Below are 18,553 nucleotides of genomic sequence, written 5' to 3'. Positions count from 1 at the left end.
TTGAGGAAATGGATGTGGCATTGAAAAATTTACAGTTGTTCATACTTACGGTTTACAAGAACGAAGCCAGTTAGTTATATTAAAAGTAAGATTTGGAATAGGGGGGAAAGAGAATTGAAAATGGATGTGAGATACCCAATTGGTAAATTACAGGTTCCTGAAAAGGTAACATTTGAAAACATTAAAGAATGGTTAAAGCAAATCGAAACATACACGATTCGATTAGGGGATACTGTCAACGCATTAAGTGATGAGGAATTAAGCAAAACGTATCGTGATGGTAGCTGGACAGTTCGACAACTTGTTCATCATATTGCTGATTCTCAGTTGAACATGTACCAGCGTTTGAAGCTGGCTTTAACAGATGAGAGTCCAACAGTACCAGCCTTTGATGAAGAAAAATGGGCTATTCAACCGGATACAAAGCTTCCCGTAGAATGTTCTATAAAAATGTTGGAAGGTATCAATGAGCGCATCGTATCTTTGGGTCATCGTTTAACTAAAGAGCAGTTAGATCGAGCTTTTGTTCATCAGATGAATGGTAAAATAACAGTTGCAACAAAGGTTGCAAAATTAGCTTGGCATGAAGAGCATCACTTGGCCCATATAAAAATCGCATTATCAAAATAGCATCTTAGTTAAAAATTGGTTTATCAAACTTGATAAGCCAATTTTTAAAATGGGGAAAGAAAACAGTAGTTCTATTCAATGTCCTTGAAGGGGTGTATGTATGCGAAAGTTGTTTGTTTTACTTTGTTATTCTGGTGCTCTTCTATTTTTAGTTAGTGCTTGTGGAAACACAGACGAGGATGCTTCAGATTCTACAAATACTGCAGTGGGGCTTGGTCAGCGTTTTATTGAAGAATTATATAGTGTTGACAACTCTAGTTTTGATTATAATGGTATGACTGCTGAATCACTTATTCATGCTCAAAACGAATTTTCATCTTATTTTACAGAAAAGGAATTTGAAGAACTAGCAAACAAACGATTTTTTTTAATGCCATTAGAGGCGGCAAGCAATCAAAATAATACCATTTCCGTTCAAAATATTGAATTCGAAAAAACTGGCGGTGATCCAGAAGAAAGTAATTCACTTGATTTTGATCATTCCTTCACGTTGATATTTAAGGATCAAGAAGGAAACGAACAAGATAAGGTGAAGATTGAGGGGCAGATGACTGTTATAGATACAGAGAATGGATTAAAAATAGATAGATACCATGATAGTGAAATTCCTATTGAGAAGCTAAACCATTAAAGTTGCCATTATTGTGATAAATATCGGTGAGTTATAATGACACCAGATAAACCAGATAAGGACATAAATAGAGGGATCTTAATGATATAAATAGAAATTAGTAATAAAATTTACTAATAAGTTCTGTGTACCTTTATTATGGAGGAGATGAAATATATTGCAGGTTCAAGATGTTCTATTGGATCAGTTTTTAGCAAATGCCAATGACCCAAGCTGGTACCTTCCATTTACAGGATCAGTTCAAAATTTATCAGAGGAAGAAGCATTTTGGAGGCCTACTGAAGATAGTCATAGTATCGCTGAAATTGTACAGCATTTAATCTACTGGAATGAAACATGGCAAATAAGATACCAAAAATCAGATTTTAAAGCTGTTCCGTCTATGGAAGATAACAGTAAAAGCTTTATTGTTCCAGATCACAAAATGTTTCATGAATTAAGTGGGGAATTATTAGAGGTACTGTTACAATGGCAAGGTCTGCTTACAGAAAAACAACTCGAGAGGGATGTAAAGGGATTCCCTGTATCCGCTAAATGGTATGAGTTACTTGGAAATGCGATTACTCATAATGCCTATCATATTGGTCAAATTGTTTATATACGGAAGTTGCAAAAAGGTTGGAAGCGTAGTGATAAGTAATTTTATTAATTCTTCTACTAGTGGGGGTAGCAATTAGGCCATTTCATCTATTTTAGCGTATCCATCTTGAGACGGAGTGATTACTACAACTTAAGTTTATTGTTCAAGCTTTTTATTTAGGATATATTCAACTTAAAAAGAATATATAGAGAAGGTAATCATATGAAGAAGAAAAATAAAATGAGTCTCTTGAAAATGATTGGATTTTTTTTGCTATTCATCATTTTAATCAGTCTATTATGGTTCATTTCCCATCAGGCAATGAACATATATGAAAAAAATTATTATCCTCCCATTGGTCAATTAGTCCGAGTGGACGGAGATCGAATGCATGTCTATACGAAGGGGGAAGGGGAAAACACAATTGTGTTGCTGCCCGGTCTGGGGACAACTGCTCCTGCATTAGATTTCGAGCCATTGGTAGATGAAATATCTAAACAGCATAGGGTTGTAATCGTAGAACCATTTGGATATGGGTGGAGTGATATAACGAACAAAGAACGAACTGTAGAAAATATAGTGGAAGAGATTAGGTTCGCTTTGCAAAAAGCGAATATAGAAGGTCCATATATATTAATGCCTCACTCTATTTCAGGGATTTATAGTGTGTATTATTCAAATAAATATCCGGACGAGATCGAAGCAGTAATTGGAATCGATGCTACTTTGCCGAAAGCAACAGCGTATTTTAATGAAGATCTACCTGCAATGCCTAGTATTATGAGATATGTTGCACCGACAGGAGTGGCAAGGTTATTATTATATATCGAAGCAGATGCTTATCTTCCTTTAGCGGAGACCGGAACATACACCGAAGAAAACCTACAGAAAACGAAAGTAATATCTGCTTGGAAGGCTTATAACAAGAACGTTGTTGATGAAGCAAATGAACTAAATAATAATATTGATAAAACAGATAATTTGTCATTCCCGATAGATATGCCAGTTTTATTTTTTACTACTAAAAAAGATAACGTAAATGATGAAGGCAAATCAAATGTAACCTTTTATCAATCCCAGTTAACAAAATGTCCTTTGAGTAAAATAGTCACTATAGAAGGGCATCATTATCTTCACTGGACTCACTATAAAGAGATGAGCGTTGAAGTAAACGAGTTCACAGAATCATTTAATGATAAGTAAGTATTATCTTAGGGGCTTTCCTTCAGAAATGTCTTCCAAATGATCTGCACCTGTTTAGAATTGTAAGATTGTTGAAGAACACAAGAATGATTTATTATTATATAAATGTTTGGTACTATAAAACCATGAAAATAACTATGTTGATGTTATTTCTATTAAAGAACCCCCATACTTTTGAGTTCCGTGAAGTTGATGATCTTATACGAATCTCATTACTGGAAGAGGATGAAGGATGCCAAATGGTCTTCACCCACATTTTCGATGATAAGGAAATGGCAATGTATATTGCTGCAGGATGGCATAGATGTCTGGATGCGCTTCAACAAATAGTTAACAGACAACCAGTTGAATGGAAAGATAATTCAGCTGAGTTAAGGAAATTATATCGAGAAGCATTTGATAGATTTTGATAAATAGTATAGAAAAATCGTTATAGGAAGTTTCATTCTATATAAGGGCGCAATTCCAGAATATGAATTGTGCTCTTTTATATTAATATGTTCTCATATAATAGAGGGGGATTTATTTCGTAGTGATAATCAAAATGAAACAAATATAACTAAAAGTCTAGTATGAAGAATATTTCAAAAGTCTGATGAAGAGCTGCTAAATATCCCAATTTTCTTATACAGTAAGCGAGGGTTTTTGAAAGTGAAACATTATATATTTGTAAGCTTAGTAACGTGGTTGTGTTTCGGTTTAATACTATCTGCCTGTAAAAATCAAGAAGATGCTAACAATGATTACTTGTTACTAATGGGTGAAAGTGAAAGCTGGAACTTAAATAGTTATGAAATTGAGATAACACAAAAGGAGTTTAAAGCAGGCCATGGAACACTAAAAATGAAAAATAACAAAGAATACAATACAGATTCTTTTCAATTCGAAACACATGCTATCATTAATGACGAAGATAAAACGGTTCATTCTGGTTCGGTATCAGGGTTAGGGATTGACATAGCAGAAAAAACCACGGGAACCATTGAAGGTGGTACATACCTAAAGGAAAATGGGGAACTTATTTCACTTGACGACGTCAATGATATATATATGATTATTGAGTGGTGGAATCCGATCAAAAACAGAAAGGTTAAAGAACGGATCGATTTATATCATTCAAAAAATAAATCTATTAGTTACAGCAAACATGTTGAAAACAACGAGGGGGAGTAAATGGATCCGAATGATTTAAGAAGAATGAGGACCCAACAAATGGCTATTACAAATGGTTTATTAATCATTTTTCTAATGCTTCTTTTTGTTATTACCTGTATTATGGATGTATCACTTTTTGTATTTGTTGGTGTTTTCCTACTGATTCAATCAATTATGGACTTGTTAAAGGGGGAGTCTACAAACAAATTCATTCCTGTTTTTGAACAGATAACAATTTATGAGAAACAAAAGATGGGAAAAGAATGGCTTAAACAACGGAAAATGAGCTATATATGGAATTTTATCCTCAGCAGTTTTATGTTTTTGCAATACTACTTTTACAGGAATTCGGAAGAGGTTCTATTTGAAGTAGATGTTACTTTTATGTTCATAATCACCTTTACTGTTATTATTCTAGTAAACATTAGTCTCCTTCTACATTTCAGAAAAGTTGATAGAGCTAACTCAGAGGCAGATTTGCAAGGTTATACATGGAAAACAATTCTTCTATCTATTGCTATAGGTGCTGTACTTGGGCTTTTATTATTTTTTATTATTCTATTTTATATCCATTCATCTATCTCATATTTTAGTATAAAAGGAACTAATTAAAGTAACTGCTTGCTAATCCATGCTTAGACTGTCTAAATTAAATGGGCTTGTTTCTCAAATGCATAAATGTGCCTTTGTATCATTAATGACAAAAAGTGACGAAGAAAAGGGAGGGGGAAAAATGAGTACACATAAACTTTTAAATGTAATTGGTTTAGTAACAATAGTGTCAGTAATCATTTATTTTATGGCTTATAACCACGAATATAGTAAAGATAAAATCATTTCAGGATTAATTTTTTACTTAGCAGCAACCGTGATTTATTTTTTATTTGTGTATCTTTATCACAAAAGTAAACAGGGACAAAAACTCGTATTATATGGGTTAGGAATCATTACTTTGATTCTAATTTTTCTTATCTTAGGATGATGAAATTCAAAGCTTTTAGGGGGAAAGACATTATGTTTAAGAAAAGCTTGAGATTTAGTTTAATATATTTTGCCATATTAACTCTTTGGCAGTTATTTGAAAATAAAAAGGTTAATTGGTTTGATAATATAGGGATAGGTTTTACGATGTTTTTAATTCTTCTATTTTATAATTGGTCAAAAGTTCCTTATAAATGGAAGAAACGCAAAGAGGAATAAGTGCATCTGAAAAGAGGGGAAGCAGGAATAAGAATGAAGCTATTTTTTAAATCAACTGGGCCTGTTACCGGAATAAAAGGAAAGATTCTGGATGTAAATAGAGAGGAAAGGCCTTGTAAAGCTAAGTAAACTGTATGAACAAAGCTGAAGTTCTTATTTTCCTTGGATATAAAAAATAAAAACCCCAATTACTAAGTATAAAAATGAAGAAATTGGGAGTCTAGTGGTGACATAAAAAAGGTTTTAATTGTTGTTCGAAGGCTCTTGAATTCGACAATTGTGGAATGCTGTTATCTTCCATTCTCCTCTATTTTTTACGACAACATTTGTGTTAATTGACTCTCTCTCGTCTGAATCGTGATTAGGGTCAGCAAGTTTCACTTCTCCCTCGCCATGAACAATGGCTACATCGGAGGTCACAAATCGAGGTTGTAACTCCATAGTAGAGCCTAGTTCCATCTTAGACCCTTTAAGTGGACCATCAAAAAGCCATTGATGAACATCGGAAATTTGTTTTCTCCCTTTTAAGTGCTGACCCATGAACGTAACGTAATCTGCGTCTTCAGTAAAACAATCTCCATATAGTGTACCATCCCCTTTGTTCCACGCCTCACCAAGATTTAAAAATAAGGTCTCGATATCCATGATATCTTTTTGCTTTGCCATATTTGGTGAACCCCTTTCTGTATTAAATTTGAATGCACATACGCGGTGTGATATAGTGAAAAGTATCTTGATGAATCAATTATCTCGATTAATCAAGATAATCTTATTATATGTAGGGAGGTACATTATGTCAAGTAATCATTTTTCTTCCGCGGAACTTACTTCAACACAAAGAGAGTTGATCCATGAATTACGTCTAAACAGCGGACGAGCTGTTATGTTTCACGAACTCCTCTCAGATAAATTAGGTTTGAATGCCACCGATCACAAATGCCTAGATTTTCTAAATCGCAGTGGACCAGTAACTGCAGGGCAGCTTGCTCAATTGACTGGTTTAACTACTGGGTCAATTACCAGTGTAATCGACAGATTGGAAGCTTCGGGATATGTTGGTAGAGATAAAGATCCTAAAGATCGTAGACGTGTTATAATTAAGGTGGTTCCCGAAGAAATGGAGAAAATTTCACCTATGTTCCAATCAATCTTTGAATCCACTGTTAAGATTTTATCTCAGTACAACGAAAGAGAAACAAAACTTATTCACGATTTTATCAAGCAATGTAATGAAATGACTTTAACTGTTATGAATCAATTTAACCAAGGGGAAAACGAGTCTCGTAAATGTTAAAGAGCCGCCGTTTCATTACATATCGAATGAAGTAATTTAAACTGTGTTAAATAAAGGTTTTTCATTTATACTAGAAATAAATCTAAGGGGAATGTGGAAGTGCATACTAATGTATGATTATTTAAAATCAGATTGTAATAATTGTTTTGGTTTATGTTGTGTAGCCTTACCTTATGCCAAATCGGCAGATTTTCCATTCAATAAAGACGGCGGAGAACCATGTCGAAATTTATGTTTAAATAATCGTTGTAGTATACATGATCAATTGAGAGAAAAAGGGTTTCGTGGTTGTGTTACTTATGAATGCTTTGGAGCAGGACAACATGTATCACAGAATATCTATGATGGTGGTGATTGGAGAAATAACTCAGAGCGTGCTAAAGAAATGTTTGCGGTATTTCCAATCGTTCAACAACTACATGAAATGCTTTGGTATCTCAATCAAGCTCTAAGCTTAAGGGAAACACAGTCATTTCATTCAAGTCTGCAAAACATTTATAAGGAAACGTTAAAATTAACGAAGAGAGCGCCTGAAGAAATTTTAACGTTAGACATTGCTGCACATAGAAGTAAAGTTAATGTTTTATTACTGAAAACAAGTGAATCGTATCGTATAGATCTAATTAATAAAGGTCAAAAGAAAAGAATAAAGAAAGGTTTAGATTACTTGGGAGCAAATCTAAAAGGGGAAGATTTACGAGGGATTAGTTTTCGAGGAACACTATTAATAGCAGCTGATTTAAGTCATGCTGATCTAAGAAAAGCTGATTTTATTGGTGCTGACCTCAGAGATGCAGACCTAAGTCATGCGAACCTAGCAGATGCTATTTTTCTGACACAATCTCAAATAAATTCAGCTAATGGAAATATCCATACGAAAATACCAAGCTTCTTAGAAAAACCAGAACATTGGTTGAAATAAAATTGCGTCACCGCATAACTATTATCGAACCATTTTTTAATTACAATCTTAAACAAAAAGGCGGAATAAGTTTTTAGTATAGAAAGGTCTATCTGAAATAAGGGGCAGCACCTCTATTGCTTATAGGGCCATGTTGTAGAGGAGACTTAATTTTATTTCTTGGGAGGAAGCACTGGTGAAACTAGTTCGAATAATTTTGGCGATAGTCGGGATCGCTTTATCCAGTTATGGTTTGATAACTGGTAAAACTGGAATAATATTACCTTATGTTTTATTGTCAATGGGAGTCATGCTTCTTGTGATGGGGATGACTGAATTTCAAAAACGAAAACCAATCGCTTTTACAACATTCCTTGCAGCTGGATTTAGTCTTTTCGTTGGAATCTATACTTTATAAAGCGATCGGTCACTTTTCCTGCATAAGGATCCGTGCTCTATTTTAGAGCCATATTGAATAATATAGGGAGTCACGTTTATGATAGAAAACGTAAAGAATTGGAAACATCCTTCCATATTGTTGTCTTCGATTGGAATTTCAAATATCGGCGACTTTATATACTTAGTAGCGATAAACATCATTGTTTTTCAGCTTACCAATTCAGCAGCGGCGGTTGCAGGGCTTTGGATTATCGGTCCAATAACGAATATCATAACAAAATTCTGGACAGGTAGTTTTATCGATTATCGAAGCAAGCGGAAAGTAATGGTGATAACTTACATCGTTAGAGCGGTGTTCATCGGTATGATTCCATTTACTTCAAACATGGTAATAATCTACGGGATTCTCGTTGTTTTAAGTGTGGCAAATGCTTTTTTTTATCCATCATCAATGACATATGTTACACTGCTCGTTTCGAAAGAAAAAAGAAAGCGCTTCAATTCAATTCGTTCATTTGCGAGTTCTGGAGCATTTATTATCGGACCTGCGATCGGTGGTTCGCTTATATTATTAACATCTGTGGAAACAACATTATGGCTCAATGCAACATTATTTGTTATCTCTGCGATTTTGTTATTTTTTCTCCCTGAAATTGAAAACATTGATAAAGGAACCATACCGACATTGACAGTTTCACAAGTAATTCATGACTTTAGGGTTGTTGGTAAGTTTATTTTTAACCATAAATATGTATCTTTTATTTATTTTGGTTTTATGATGATCATGATTTTTTCATTTGTCATGGATACACAAGAAGTTGTTTTTACTCAACAAGTAATTGGACTTTCTGAATTTGATTATAGCTTGTTAATTAGCATAACCGGGATTGGTTCTGTTGTTGGTGCCATTTTTCTGTCGATTTTTTCGAATACATTTTCACTCAGGTATATGATTTCAATTGGTCTAATCATGATGACTATTGGTTATGTCATCTATGCATTCTCGTGGTCTTTTTCATCAATTGTTGTCGGCTTCGTAATCTTGGGCTTTTTTAACGTGTTCTTAAATGCAGGAATGATGACTTTCTATCAAAACAACGTCCCTGTTGAAGTAATGGGAAGAGTCACAAGTATTTATCAGTTAGTCCAAAGTGCTATTCAGGTAATTTTTGTTCTTGCCATTGGAGTTGTAGCAGATTTTGTTCCCTTGCGGATTACGATTGTCACCTTGGCACTTGTTATGTTAATTTTATCTTTTATCTTTTCAATTTTAGTGCTAAAGCCAAATAAAAAATCGATTTACCGAGAAGACGATAGAGGAAAAGAGAAATTATATAAAGTAGTAAAATAGATTGTTAAATCAAAAGGCCACTTAACATAAAAACAAACAGGTTATGAATAGCGCTTTGTTAAGTATATGAACGTATGAAATCGCAGATGGATCCAACAACTATAACTAATTTAAATTCCTTGCCCCTGACGTTACGTTAGGGGTTATGCTATGTATAAAAGATATGATGGAGGGGAGGTAATGATGGAGAAAAAAGCGTATGATACACCGAAAGTGATTTAGTTAAGCTACAAGACACAAAACCTGCTTCCTGTAGATACATTTTCCATTGTTGCACCTAAACCTAAGGGTGTGGAAATGTCCATTACGACTCAGGAATTTAAATGTATCACTTGTGAACCACTCTATCGTTTAAGTTGACGGTTAATTGAAGGAAAGCAGCATTATCTGTCAAGAATGTTTAAAGGAGTAGACTAAACAAGTGCTACAAAAAATCAATAACGTTTTGAGTTAAAAGTTTAGGGAAGATATTTATTGATTAAGAAGTATTTGAATGCCGTTTGAAAAACAGTGTTTATAAAAGACTTAAGAATCAGTATAACTGTAATTGGAATTAAAATTAGGTTCCTGTTTTTAAAGGGAAGTTAGTTTTACCGTTTTCATTATAAATCTTTTGGAGTTAAGGATGGTATGGAAATGAATAATCAAGAAAAAAAGAAGCAAAATTACAATTCAGAAATTGATATTGATATTGGAGACCATGAAATTATTATTAAAAAACGTTATGAATTCTACTACACGTTGAATGACATTCTTATTGCCGTTTGGTTTATAATTGGAAGTACGTTCTTTTTTTGGGAAGGTACTAAAGAGGCAGGAACATGGTTATTCCTTATAGGAAGTCTTGAACTTCTTATTCGACCGTTCATTCGTATTAGTCGAAATATCCATTTGCAACGCATTAGTACCAATGGTTCCGATTCATCCGCAAATGACTGGAAGATTTCAGAGATGATGGAAGAGACACAACAAAAAGTTAACAGCCTTGAAAGAGAAATCAGAAATCTAAAAAACAATAACAAATGATGTGATATTAACATTAAGGGGATCAAGAAAGGGATAAGGACTTGCACCAGCTTTACATTAATGTGAGAACGAGTAGACTAAATGAAGTCTACTCGTTTTTCATTCGCCAATAGACTGGTATTAACAGAAAAAATTAAGTCGAAATAATTCATCCATTTAATTGAGAATCATTATCATTTATAGTATATTAGATAATAACAATACAAATTCAATAAGTAAGGAGAATATATCATGCAAATATACTGGACTAAAATAAATAAGATTATTGAAGAAACGCCTGAGGTTAAAACGTACATGCTAGACTGCCCGGAAGACTTTACATGGGAAGAAGGTTCACACACCCACTTTGCAATGGAAGGATTTAATGCCGGAGAGAAACCAAACCGGAGCCTGGTTCGCCACATGTCCATCTCCACTTTGCCCTACGAAAATTCCATCGGTATTACAACGCGTATCAGAGAGCAGTGCTCTGAGTTTAAAATAATTTTAAGAAATCTTGAGGTCGGCAGTGACGTTGCCCTATTTAAAACGCATTCGAATGTACCATTGAAAAGAGAAGATAAAAATGTGTACCTGCTGTCATCAGGTGTTGGCCTGGCAACTTTCAGACCGTTAGTACTTGATTATTTCGAGCGTGCTGACAACGTTAATCAAATGCATTCATTGAACATCGATTCATCAAGTAATTTCTTATTCACTGACATATTTAAATCTGCACCTGACAAGCAGTTCACATCACATTTCGTTGATAACCGTAAAGACTACTATAATGAAGTGAAAAATCTTGCTGCGGACAAGGACGGCCTCTTCTATGTTGTCGGCAGCGACGAATTCCTCGTGCAGAATATTGAAGTATTGCATGATCAAGGGATCAAGCCGAAACAAATTATGCTAGACAAGCATGAACAACAACTGCCTGAGTTTTTGTCATTTGATTTGTCAATTTAAGTGAGACAAAATAGTTTCTTCGTAATCACTAAAAAGATGTTCCATTAAAGCGTAGCAGATAATCAATGAAAGGGTGGCTACATGGGTGTTTTTTAAAGAAAAGGGTGCATATCCGGAGGAGGGATATGCACCTTTTTTGCATGAAAGAGTCAGATTGTTGAAGGAATTTTTTGATCGGACCAGATTTGTTTGGAAGATTAAGTTGAAAAATTGCTGATTTTACTGTTAAATAAACAAATATAAAATTTTAAAAGGAGGAATCCCATATGAATAAAAGACAGTGGAGAGTAGGAATTTTTTTATTTGATGATGTAGAGGTTTTAGATTTTGCAGGTCCATTTGAAGTTTTTTCTGTAACAACATTAGAACATGATGTAAAGCCTTTTATTGTTGAAACGGTATCCGAAAAAGGCAACTTAGTATACGCTCGAAATGGTTTAAAGATACAACCAGATTACAGCTTTGATTATATACCACAATTTGACATTCTCATCATTCCTGGCGGACTAGGGGCAAGAGAACGAGAAATACATAATGAGATTGTAATAAAGTGGATTGTAAATCAAATGCAAAAAGTTCAATTAATGACATCTGTATGTACAGGTGCCTTACTGCTAGCAAAAGCAGGTTTACTACAAGGAAAAAAATGTACAACGCATTGGGCAAGTCTTGATAGACTAGAAAAAGAATTTCCGGAAGTAGAAGTACAGCAAGGAGTTAAATTCGTAGATGAAGGAGATTTAATTACATCTGGAGGAATTTCAGCAGGGATCAATATGTCTTTTCATATAGTAAAACGATTACTAGGTTCCAAAATAGCTCAAAGCACGGCTAACAGAATGGAATACGATATGGTCATTTAAATCATTAATAACAATCGAATACGCTGATCGAATCGTGCATCCTTCTGAATAGGTCAATTAGGAAGGATTTTTACATTGAAGATTGAGCATTTCTTAGTGAGATTGTAATTAAAAAATTGGAGGTCTGATAATGAAAATAAGATTAGTCCATGAAGAAGAATATAGTTTTATTGAAGACTTTGTATATGAGATATTCCAAAATACCAATTATTCGGACGGATTAGCTGAAAAAGCGTTAGTAAGAGAGATCCGAGAAAAACACTATTATATTCCCCAGCTTGATTTAGTGGTTGAGAAAGAAGGTGTGATCATAGGTCACTTTATCCTATCAAAACTTCCAATTAGTAATAAGTATAAAAATAAGATATTGATGCTATCCCCGGTTTCAGTAGCAATTAATCATCAACGTCAAGGAGTTGGTAAGTATATGTTGCAGGAAGGTATTAAATTAGCTGCTAAACTGGGATATAAGGGAATAATTGTTGAAGGAGATAATCATTACTATCATCGCTTTGGATTTAGAACATCAACTGATTTCGGAATATATGCATCCGAGAAAAATCTTCCACCTTCTGAAGAGAATTTAATGGCTATGGAGTTATGTGAAAATGGTTTGGCCAATATTTCAGGTGAAGTGGATTATTCGATTTATGATGCATTGAGACATTGACAAGCAGTACGCAAGTTCCTTTTTTATTTTTTGTATTCATTTTTTGATCTAATTCATTTCCGTAAACGGAATTTTTGTGGATGATCATAGGAAGAGAATGATCAAACTAAAGTTAGTTGTTGGCTTCGCACAGTTGCCTATGCCCTAGAAAAAATACGTTTTAACGAACTTTCTGGATTTAAAAACGATATAAAGTTAGAAGAAGCTTTGTTGACAAACACAGAGCTTCTTCTTTGTTGTATTTTTCCTAATAATGTTTTTTCCTTTATTTATTTTCGGGTATAACTTCCACAGCGATTATCTGTGTGATTTGGCTTCGATTGAAGTTATTGTCTGAAACCAAAATTAAGGTTTCATTTCCGTTTGGAAGCTTTTTGCCCCAGCTCATTGCCTCTACATTGTCCACTTTATCAAGGCCAAGGGTATTTAAGTTAACGACCAGTTCCTTCTGCAATGGATTGATATTCTCTTTGTCTATTGTTTCCATGCTGCTGATGTCCGTTGCTCCGTTTACATTTATTTTATAAACCCTTATATCGTTGCTAAAGCTACCATCTTCTGCTTGAATACTGGCACGTTCTAGCACTAAAAGTTCCTGATCATTGATAGCTAAAATCTCAGTCACACCATTGTCTGCATGCTTGCCTTCGCCTGGTTGTTCAGGAATAGCATCAATCGGGTAGGCATATTCACCCAATGTATTCCCATTTCTGTCATACTGGGTGATACGTGATAATGATCCTGATCTAGTTGTTGGGATGGAATCATCTTGCAGGAGCGGCCCTTCCATTGCCGTCCAGTAAGTTTTCCCATCCGCAGAGAATGTGCTTCCCTCCAATGCTAAGTTATTCCGAAAGCCTCTTTCATTTTGTTCATCCATTTTTATAGTCCCTGTTAAAGGCAATTCGGAAAGAAAGCCGCCATTTGGTGTGGCTTGATGAACCAATGGATCCAAACCAAGGGAACGATCGCCTTCACTCGTATACCAGATACTGCAGTCCATTGGATCAAAGCGAATGGACTCTGGGTCTAAAACAATGCCATCTGCACCGTTAAGATACTGATTTTTATTCGGATAAACGGTCTCATCTGACTGTTTTAAGTAATTTACATCAACGAATCGAATTTTTTGAATATCTCTGGAATTGTAGTTCACTCTTGCTTCATAAAATCTTGCTGGATTATGGGCAGACCTATCATCGCTAATAATTAGCCATTTATTGTTGTAAGGGTTGTACGTGATACCGGAAAAACCGCCAACCACCGTCCCTTTGTAGGTCATTTCATGCGGGAGATTATAGGAGCCGATTAATCTTACATGGTTAATAGTTCGGGCCTGCTCTTCTTTTTTCTTGCTACCTAATTGCATGGCGGATTGAATTTCTTGGCTGCCGTTGGTTACTGAGTGAGATAGTGCAGAGGTCATCACTGCGTTTTGCCCTGAAAGGAACAAAGCTATCAAACCCATCAATACATACTTGCAAAACTTAATCATAACATCACTCCTCTATTAAACTATGATTGAAAACCATTATAGCGGAATGATATTAATAGTATTTAACTTTTTATTATAAATTGTGTAAAGCTAGAGTTAGGACTCCTTATACTTATGAACTTGAAGAAGGGGAAATAGAAATAACAAAACTGAGAAAAAAACGATTGAAGAAAAGTAAGTAATTCTAATGAAGGAGTAGTACAATAAAAAAATTAATACTTATATCGCCTCCGGTTATCCATACAGACAAAGAAAATTGCAACAATGATCTGAATTCTTGCGTTCGCTTAGCAGAAAATGGGTGATTTAATTGTTTGTTTGTGTAATGTGAAGGATTTTTATTTTGTTTCAAATTCTCCTCTCTCCATTAACTTGTACACATGATTCCTTCTACCCTTGAATAGCAATAGTATAGAGATGTGAAATACATGCTATAGGGAGGAAATCAAATGGTGCAAGCCATTCTTGAATTATTTACAAGTGAGCAAAAAGCAGAAACAATTCTTACTAATCCGATGATAGAGTTTATTTTTATCGTTTTGTTTGTAACGTTTCTTGCCGCTTTGTTCATTCATTTGTCGTTGTTTAATAAGTTGAAGAAATTAAGAAATTACTTAAAAGATACCGATCGGATGGATATCGAACCGTTAGCTTCTTTTAAAGATCAATATAATAAGAAACAAAAACAGGAATCCGTAAAGGCAGAAACGTTTGTACAAGAAAAATTCTCAAGCTGGCGCTTGTTTCATATGCCAGTGGTCAGCTTAATTAAAATGATTCAAATGACTGTGTCGGCATTTATTCTCATTGGGGTATTAGGAACATTTATTGGGTTAACATCATCATTAGGCAGCATTGATATCGAAGGGAATGATCTAGTTGAAGGGGTAGCTGGTGTTCTAGCTGGTATTGATGTTGCATTTTATACCAGCATTGCGGGGATGGGTTTTTCATTGGTTATGACAGTATTGATGAAAGTCCTTAATACAGAATTTATGCTGACAGATATTATGTTAATGACAGAATCTAAGCTAGAAGGACATAAACAACATGGCATGAATCGACTAATTGATGTATCGGAAATGATAAATGATTCCATACGTAGTTTGCAAGAAACCAATCAACAATCATTATCAAATATGGAAGCTGCATTTTCTGGGTTTCAGGAGTATACAACAGGACTTCAAAAATCTGCAGAAGACTTAGCGGCATTTAATGACGGACTTTCTGAAAACCTTCATCAATTCCAACAATTGTTTGACTATATGACAGATGTTACGGATGGTTTTGCAGAAGGAACGAAGCATTTGAACGAGAATTTTGATTCGTTATTTTCCTATTTCAAACGTATGGACGGTAGAAATGAACGAATGGCAAAAGCGTTTGAGAATACGTATGAGAAAGTAAGAGAAGTATCTAAAGCTCAACAAGAAACATTACAGCAATTTGATGATTCTGTTGGCGATATAAAACAATTTACTTCTTCGTTATTAGAAGATCAAAGCGGAATGCAGTCTAGATTTGAACAAATACAGGAAAAAAGCAAGCATCTTGTTGATCGCATGGTTGAACATAACCATACATTTAGAAAAGTATTTGGTGAGGATGTTTCAACAAAATTAACAGGGATAATGACACAGTTACGGGAACTTTCCACAGAATTTGATAAGATGGGACACTCTATGGTCAAATTACCAGAGGCACTTCAGGTAATTAATCAAACACAGTCCGAATACAAGCATCTACTATCTGATCGGTTTACTGAATTAAAAGAATTTAATCAGCAGTTTAACCAACATTTAAAAGCTCATTTGGCTGATTCTATGACATTTGAGAAGCATATGCAAGAAGCTGCAAGCACCTATGAACAGATGGGGATGAAGAATAATCAGTTTATTCAAGAAATAAACGCAACAATGAATCAAATGAGTCAAGCTTTTCAACAAAGAGAGAACCAACTAGAAACGAGTGTAGGAATGATGAAAGATACCTTAGCTAATTATGTTAGTAATTTAGAAGGTTCGCTTGGTAATAAGCTGGATAAAGTTGGTCAGGTAATCCGCGATTATATGCAAGGGGCCAATGATGGAATTCGTAATGAGTTTCAAGAATTACGTCGGGTATCCGATGCAAATGAGCAAAATCAGGCCCGGTTTATTCAACAGACATTACAAGATTTAAATCGCGAAATTCAAATCTTAAATCAGCAGTTGACGGCTTTTGCACAACGGACAGCAACATCGAATAATCCGATAAGGCTGAGTCAAAATGAATACTAAGTACCAACGTCTGTTTAAACAAGACCAGGAGGATGGGCATTTCTGGCCCTCTTTTACGGATTTACTGACGACGATTTTACTTTGTTTTATGCTCATTTTTATTTGTATGATGGTGATTAAATCCTTACAAATTGAAGAAATGAAGGAAACGTTAGATCAAATTATGGGTGTGCGTGCAAAACTGGTGAATGATTTGAAAGAAGAGTTTAGTGGATCTGAACTCGGCGTAGAGGTTGATGAGAAGACGGGGGCAATTATTTTTAATACAGAAATTCTCTTTGAATATAATGAAGATAAATTAAAACCGGAGTCTTTTACTTTTTTAGATGAATTTGTGCCGAAATATTTGGACATTTTATTGCAAAGCGGTTATGAAGAATATATAGCGGAGATTATTATCGAAGGCCATACCGATCGAGATGGGACGTATTTGTACAATTTAAAACTCTCACAGGATAGGGCGTATAGTGTGGCATCGTATATATTAGGAGGTGACTTTCCGTATAAAAATATACAACAACATCTAAAAGATAAGCTTACTGTAAATAGTAAATCATTCTCGGATATTCGTACGGATAATAATGGTGATTATAGTGCAAATGCATCTCGCAGAGTAGAATTTAAATTTCGCTTAAAGGATGAAGAAATTCTTGAAAAAACACGAGAGATTTTAGGGAAATAAGATTGATAGATGCATATAAGAATTGTAGACTATAAGAAAATAGTTTTGCAATTCAGAATAAACATTGGTGCGGGAGTGGTTGGATTGAAAGTGATTGTTGTAGGTACGGGAATTGTAGGAGCAAGTGCTGCTTATCAGCTAGAAAAAGCAGGCGTCGATGTAACAATGATTGACCGGGTTCAAGAAGGAAAGGCTACATCAGCTGGTGCGGGTATTGTCTGTCCTTGGATTTCGAGTGTAGAGAATCCAGATTGGTATCGTATTGCAAAACGAGGGGCAGCATTTTATCCGTCATTGATTGAGAGTCTTCAAGCTGACGGTGAAACAGAAACTGGGTATAAAAAAGTAGGTGCGCTAAGTGTTAGTACAAGTATGGACATATTGGATAGTATAGAGCAGCGAGTAAGAGAAAAACAAAAAACGGCTCCTGAATTAGGTGATATTCGACGATTAAACAAGACAGAAACACAAAACTATTTCCCTATGTTAGCTGATGAGCTCGAGGCAGTCTATGTATCTGGTGCAGCAAGAGTAGATGGACGTTTCTTGCGAGAAGCATTAAAGAATGCAGCACAAAAGCATGGAGCACAATTGATTCAAGGTACAGCAGGGTTAAAAGTTGAAAAAGGTCAAGTGACAGGAGTTGTAGTAGAGGGAGCGTTTTTCGAAGCAGATGCCGTACTTCTTACAGCAGGAGCATGGGCACCTGAATTACTAAAAGACCTGGGGTTGGAATTACATATAGAGCCTCAGCGTGGACAAATTGCCCATATTAAACTATCAAATCAAGATACCTCTAGTTGGCCAGTTGTGTTACCACAAACGAGTCATTATATGCTCGCTTTTGATGATTCGCGTGTAGTAGCCGGTGCGACAAGAGAAACTGGGTCAGGATTCGATCATCGTCTAACGGCCGGAGGTGTACATGAAATACTGCAGGAATGCTTGGAGATAGCACCTGGTCTACAGGAAGGCACATTACAAGAAATACGTATTGGTTTCCGGCCAATGGGACCCGATATTCTACCGTTAATTGGATCGATTAATAAGGTAAAGGGTTTATATATCGCAAATGGACTTGGGGCTTCTGGTTTAACTATGGGACCTTACGTTGGGGCTTTGGTGTCAAAATTAATCATGGGCGAAAGTTTAAGTATTGATTTAAGACCTTATGATCCAATGCGCGCCATCATTACAAAACCCGAGAGAGTTAATTGAAAAGTGCTGTTTACTGCCTCTTTGGCGC

At 35.2% G+C, this 18,553-nt stretch carries 22 protein-coding genes; 20 read left to right on the top strand and 2 right to left on the bottom strand.

Annotated features, from left to right (window positions below; genetic code table 11):
* Nucleotides 1-120: 120 nt before the first annotated feature.
* The 9 genes from BN990_RS13755 to BN990_RS13715 all read left to right on the top strand — a co-directional run bounded on the left by BN990_RS13755 (nt 121) and on the right by BN990_RS13715 (nt 5,399).
* Nucleotides 121-630 carry a YfiT family bacillithiol transferase gene (locus BN990_RS13755; protein ID WP_031335794.1) on the top strand — a complete coding sequence of 170 codons (510 nt, stop codon included), beginning with the start codon at nt 121-123 and terminating at the stop codon, nt 628-630.
* A 100-nt stretch (nt 631-730) separates the two neighbouring features.
* A complete protein-coding gene (locus BN990_RS13750) occupies nt 731-1,261 on the top strand; it encodes a hypothetical protein (RefSeq protein WP_021292384.1) in 531 nt (176 codons plus the stop codon).
* 154 nt (nt 1,262-1,415) lie between these two features.
* The gene (locus BN990_RS13745) at nt 1,416-1,901 is read left to right on the top strand and encodes a DinB family protein (RefSeq protein ID WP_031335795.1); all 486 of its coding nucleotides are present in this window, start codon (nt 1,416-1,418) and stop codon (nt 1,899-1,901) included.
* A 162-nt stretch (nt 1,902-2,063) separates the two neighbouring features.
* The gene (locus tag BN990_RS13740; protein WP_021292386.1) at nt 2,064-3,044 is read left to right on the top strand and encodes an alpha/beta fold hydrolase; all 981 of its coding nucleotides are present in this window, start codon (nt 2,064-2,066) and stop codon (nt 3,042-3,044) included.
* A 143-nt stretch (nt 3,045-3,187) separates the two neighbouring features.
* Nucleotides 3,188-3,454 carry an SRPBCC family protein gene (locus BN990_RS13735; protein ID WP_038246003.1) on the top strand — a complete coding sequence of 89 codons (267 nt, stop codon included), beginning with the start codon at nt 3,188-3,190 and terminating at the stop codon, nt 3,452-3,454.
* Between the two features lie 241 nt (nt 3,455-3,695).
* Nucleotides 3,696-4,217, top strand: coding sequence for a hypothetical protein (locus tag BN990_RS13730; RefSeq protein WP_232620935.1), 522 nt, complete (start codon nt 3,696-3,698; stop codon nt 4,215-4,217).
* The gene (locus tag BN990_RS13725; RefSeq protein ID WP_038245587.1) at nt 4,218-4,811 is read left to right on the top strand and encodes a hypothetical protein; all 594 of its coding nucleotides are present in this window, start codon (nt 4,218-4,220) and stop codon (nt 4,809-4,811) included.
* 121 nt (nt 4,812-4,932) lie between these two features.
* Nucleotides 4,933-5,181, top strand: coding sequence for a hypothetical protein (locus tag BN990_RS13720; RefSeq protein ID WP_038245585.1), 249 nt, complete (start codon nt 4,933-4,935; stop codon nt 5,179-5,181).
* 32 nt (nt 5,182-5,213) lie between these two features.
* Nucleotides 5,214-5,399: a hypothetical protein gene (locus BN990_RS13715; RefSeq protein ID WP_021292390.1), complete on the top strand. Its 186-nt coding sequence runs from the start codon at nt 5,214-5,216 to the stop codon at nt 5,397-5,399.
* A gap of 243 nt (nt 5,400-5,642) precedes the next feature.
* On the opposite strand, the gene BN990_RS13710 is transcribed toward BN990_RS13715, so the two are convergent.
* The gene (locus BN990_RS13710; RefSeq protein WP_021292392.1) at nt 5,643-6,065 is read right to left on the bottom strand and encodes an SgcJ/EcaC family oxidoreductase; all 423 of its coding nucleotides are present in this window, start codon (nt 6,063-6,065) and stop codon (nt 5,643-5,645) included.
* A 127-nt stretch (nt 6,066-6,192) separates the two neighbouring features.
* On the opposite strand from BN990_RS13710, the gene BN990_RS13705 reads away from it, so the two are divergent.
* From BN990_RS13705 to BN990_RS13670, 8 genes are all read left to right on the top strand, one after another.
* Nucleotides 6,193-6,693, top strand: a complete 501-nt coding sequence (locus BN990_RS13705; RefSeq protein ID WP_021292393.1) for a MarR family winged helix-turn-helix transcriptional regulator — start codon at nt 6,193-6,195, stop codon at nt 6,691-6,693.
* A 109-nt stretch (nt 6,694-6,802) separates the two neighbouring features.
* Nucleotides 6,803-7,615: a pentapeptide repeat-containing protein gene (locus BN990_RS13700; RefSeq protein WP_038245584.1), complete on the top strand. Its 813-nt coding sequence runs from the start codon at nt 6,803-6,805 to the stop codon at nt 7,613-7,615.
* A gap of 175 nt (nt 7,616-7,790) precedes the next feature.
* The gene (locus tag BN990_RS13695; protein ID WP_021292395.1) at nt 7,791-8,012 is read left to right on the top strand and encodes a DUF3953 domain-containing protein; all 222 of its coding nucleotides are present in this window, start codon (nt 7,791-7,793) and stop codon (nt 8,010-8,012) included.
* A 78-nt stretch (nt 8,013-8,090) separates the two neighbouring features.
* On the top strand, nt 8,091-9,344 hold the full coding sequence (locus tag BN990_RS13690; RefSeq protein WP_038245583.1) for an MFS transporter: 1,254 nt from the start codon (nt 8,091-8,093) through the stop codon (nt 9,342-9,344).
* Between the two features lie 636 nt (nt 9,345-9,980).
* Nucleotides 9,981-10,370: a YrhK family protein gene (locus BN990_RS13685; RefSeq protein WP_021292397.1), complete on the top strand. Its 390-nt coding sequence runs from the start codon at nt 9,981-9,983 to the stop codon at nt 10,368-10,370.
* A gap of 231 nt (nt 10,371-10,601) precedes the next feature.
* Complete coding sequence (locus BN990_RS13680; RefSeq protein ID WP_038245582.1) at nt 10,602-11,318, top strand: ferredoxin reductase domain-containing protein; 717 nt, start codon at nt 10,602-10,604, stop codon at nt 11,316-11,318.
* A 266-nt stretch (nt 11,319-11,584) separates the two neighbouring features.
* Nucleotides 11,585-12,181 (top strand): DJ-1/PfpI family protein, encoded by a 597-nt coding sequence (locus tag BN990_RS13675; protein WP_021292399.1) that lies wholly within the window; start codon nt 11,585-11,587, stop codon nt 12,179-12,181.
* Between the two features lie 130 nt (nt 12,182-12,311).
* Complete coding sequence (locus BN990_RS13670; protein WP_038245581.1) at nt 12,312-12,851, top strand: GNAT family N-acetyltransferase; 540 nt, start codon at nt 12,312-12,314, stop codon at nt 12,849-12,851.
* A 265-nt stretch (nt 12,852-13,116) separates the two neighbouring features.
* Here BN990_RS13670 and BN990_RS13665 read toward each other — a convergent pair whose 3' ends face one another.
* Complete coding sequence (locus BN990_RS13665) at nt 13,117-14,220, bottom strand: esterase-like activity of phytase family protein (RefSeq protein WP_238323679.1); 1,104 nt, start codon at nt 14,218-14,220, stop codon at nt 13,117-13,119.
* Nucleotides 14,221-14,795: 575 nt separating this feature from the next.
* Between BN990_RS13665 and BN990_RS13660 the strand changes: the two genes are divergently transcribed.
* The 3 genes from BN990_RS13660 to BN990_RS13650 all read left to right on the top strand — a co-directional run bounded on the left by BN990_RS13660 (nt 14,796) and on the right by BN990_RS13650 (nt 18,525).
* Nucleotides 14,796-16,625: a MotA/TolQ/ExbB proton channel family protein gene (locus BN990_RS13660; protein ID WP_038245580.1), complete on the top strand. Its 1,830-nt coding sequence runs from the start codon at nt 14,796-14,798 to the stop codon at nt 16,623-16,625.
* Nucleotides 16,615-17,307, top strand: a complete 693-nt coding sequence (locus tag BN990_RS13655; protein ID WP_021292403.1) for an OmpA family protein — start codon at nt 16,615-16,617, stop codon at nt 17,305-17,307. Before BN990_RS13660 ends, BN990_RS13655 begins: the two co-directional genes overlap by 11 nt.
* A gap of 84 nt (nt 17,308-17,391) precedes the next feature.
* Nucleotides 17,392-18,525 (top strand): NAD(P)/FAD-dependent oxidoreductase, encoded by a 1,134-nt coding sequence (locus BN990_RS13650; protein ID WP_038245579.1) that lies wholly within the window; start codon nt 17,392-17,394, stop codon nt 18,523-18,525.
* The last annotated feature ends 28 nt before the right edge of the window (nt 18,526-18,553 follow it).

The sequence above is a fragment of the Virgibacillus salexigens genome, from assembly GCF_000723585.1.
Taxonomy (GTDB): Bacteria; Bacillota; Bacilli; order Bacillales; family Amphibacillaceae; genus Virgibacillus; species Virgibacillus salexigens.
Note: the sequence above shows the minus strand (reverse complement) of the source record. Positions and strands in the feature narration are given on the sequence as shown.

What these genes read in the sequence shown, in the direction of transcription:
- BN990_RS13675 (WP_021292399.1), top strand. Translation starts at nt 11,585, where the DNA reads ATGAATAAAAGACAGTGGAGAGTAGGAATTTTTTTATTTGATGATGTA.
- BN990_RS13750 (WP_021292384.1), top strand. Translation starts at nt 731, where the DNA reads ATGCGAAAGTTGTTTGTTTTACTTTGTTATTCTGGTGCTCTTCTATTT.
- BN990_RS13705 (WP_021292393.1), top strand. Translation starts at nt 6,193, where the DNA reads ATGTCAAGTAATCATTTTTCTTCCGCGGAACTTACTTCAACACAAAGA.
- BN990_RS13720 (WP_038245585.1), top strand. Translation starts at nt 4,933, where the DNA reads ATGAGTACACATAAACTTTTAAATGTAATTGGTTTAGTAACAATAGTG.
- BN990_RS13735 (WP_038246003.1), top strand. Translation starts at nt 3,188, where the DNA reads ATGTTATTTCTATTAAAGAACCCCCATACTTTTGAGTTCCGTGAAGTT.
- BN990_RS13700 (WP_038245584.1), top strand. Translation starts at nt 6,803, where the DNA reads ATGTATGATTATTTAAAATCAGATTGTAATAATTGTTTTGGTTTATGT.
- BN990_RS13680 (WP_038245582.1), top strand. Translation starts at nt 10,602, where the DNA reads ATGCAAATATACTGGACTAAAATAAATAAGATTATTGAAGAAACGCCT.
- BN990_RS13725 (WP_038245587.1), top strand. Translation starts at nt 4,218, where the DNA reads ATGGATCCGAATGATTTAAGAAGAATGAGGACCCAACAAATGGCTATT.
- BN990_RS13715 (WP_021292390.1), top strand. Translation starts at nt 5,214, where the DNA reads ATGTTTAAGAAAAGCTTGAGATTTAGTTTAATATATTTTGCCATATTA.
- BN990_RS13665 (WP_238323679.1), bottom strand. Translation starts at nt 14,220, where the DNA reads ATGCAATTAGGTAGCAAGAAAAAAGAAGAGCAGGCCCGAACTATTAAC.
- BN990_RS13685 (WP_021292397.1), top strand. Translation starts at nt 9,981, where the DNA reads ATGAATAATCAAGAAAAAAAGAAGCAAAATTACAATTCAGAAATTGAT.
- BN990_RS13710 (WP_021292392.1), bottom strand. Translation starts at nt 6,065, where the DNA reads ATGGCAAAGCAAAAAGATATCATGGATATCGAGACCTTATTTTTAAAT.
- BN990_RS13660 (WP_038245580.1), top strand. Translation starts at nt 14,796, where the DNA reads ATGGTGCAAGCCATTCTTGAATTATTTACAAGTGAGCAAAAAGCAGAA.
- BN990_RS13755 (WP_031335794.1), top strand. Translation starts at nt 121, where the DNA reads ATGGATGTGAGATACCCAATTGGTAAATTACAGGTTCCTGAAAAGGTA.
- BN990_RS13670 (WP_038245581.1), top strand. Translation starts at nt 12,312, where the DNA reads ATGAAAATAAGATTAGTCCATGAAGAAGAATATAGTTTTATTGAAGAC.
- BN990_RS13740 (WP_021292386.1), top strand. Translation starts at nt 2,064, where the DNA reads ATGAAGAAGAAAAATAAAATGAGTCTCTTGAAAATGATTGGATTTTTT.
- BN990_RS13690 (WP_038245583.1), top strand. Translation starts at nt 8,091, where the DNA reads ATGATAGAAAACGTAAAGAATTGGAAACATCCTTCCATATTGTTGTCT.
- BN990_RS13655 (WP_021292403.1), top strand. Translation starts at nt 16,615, where the DNA reads ATGAATACTAAGTACCAACGTCTGTTTAAACAAGACCAGGAGGATGGG.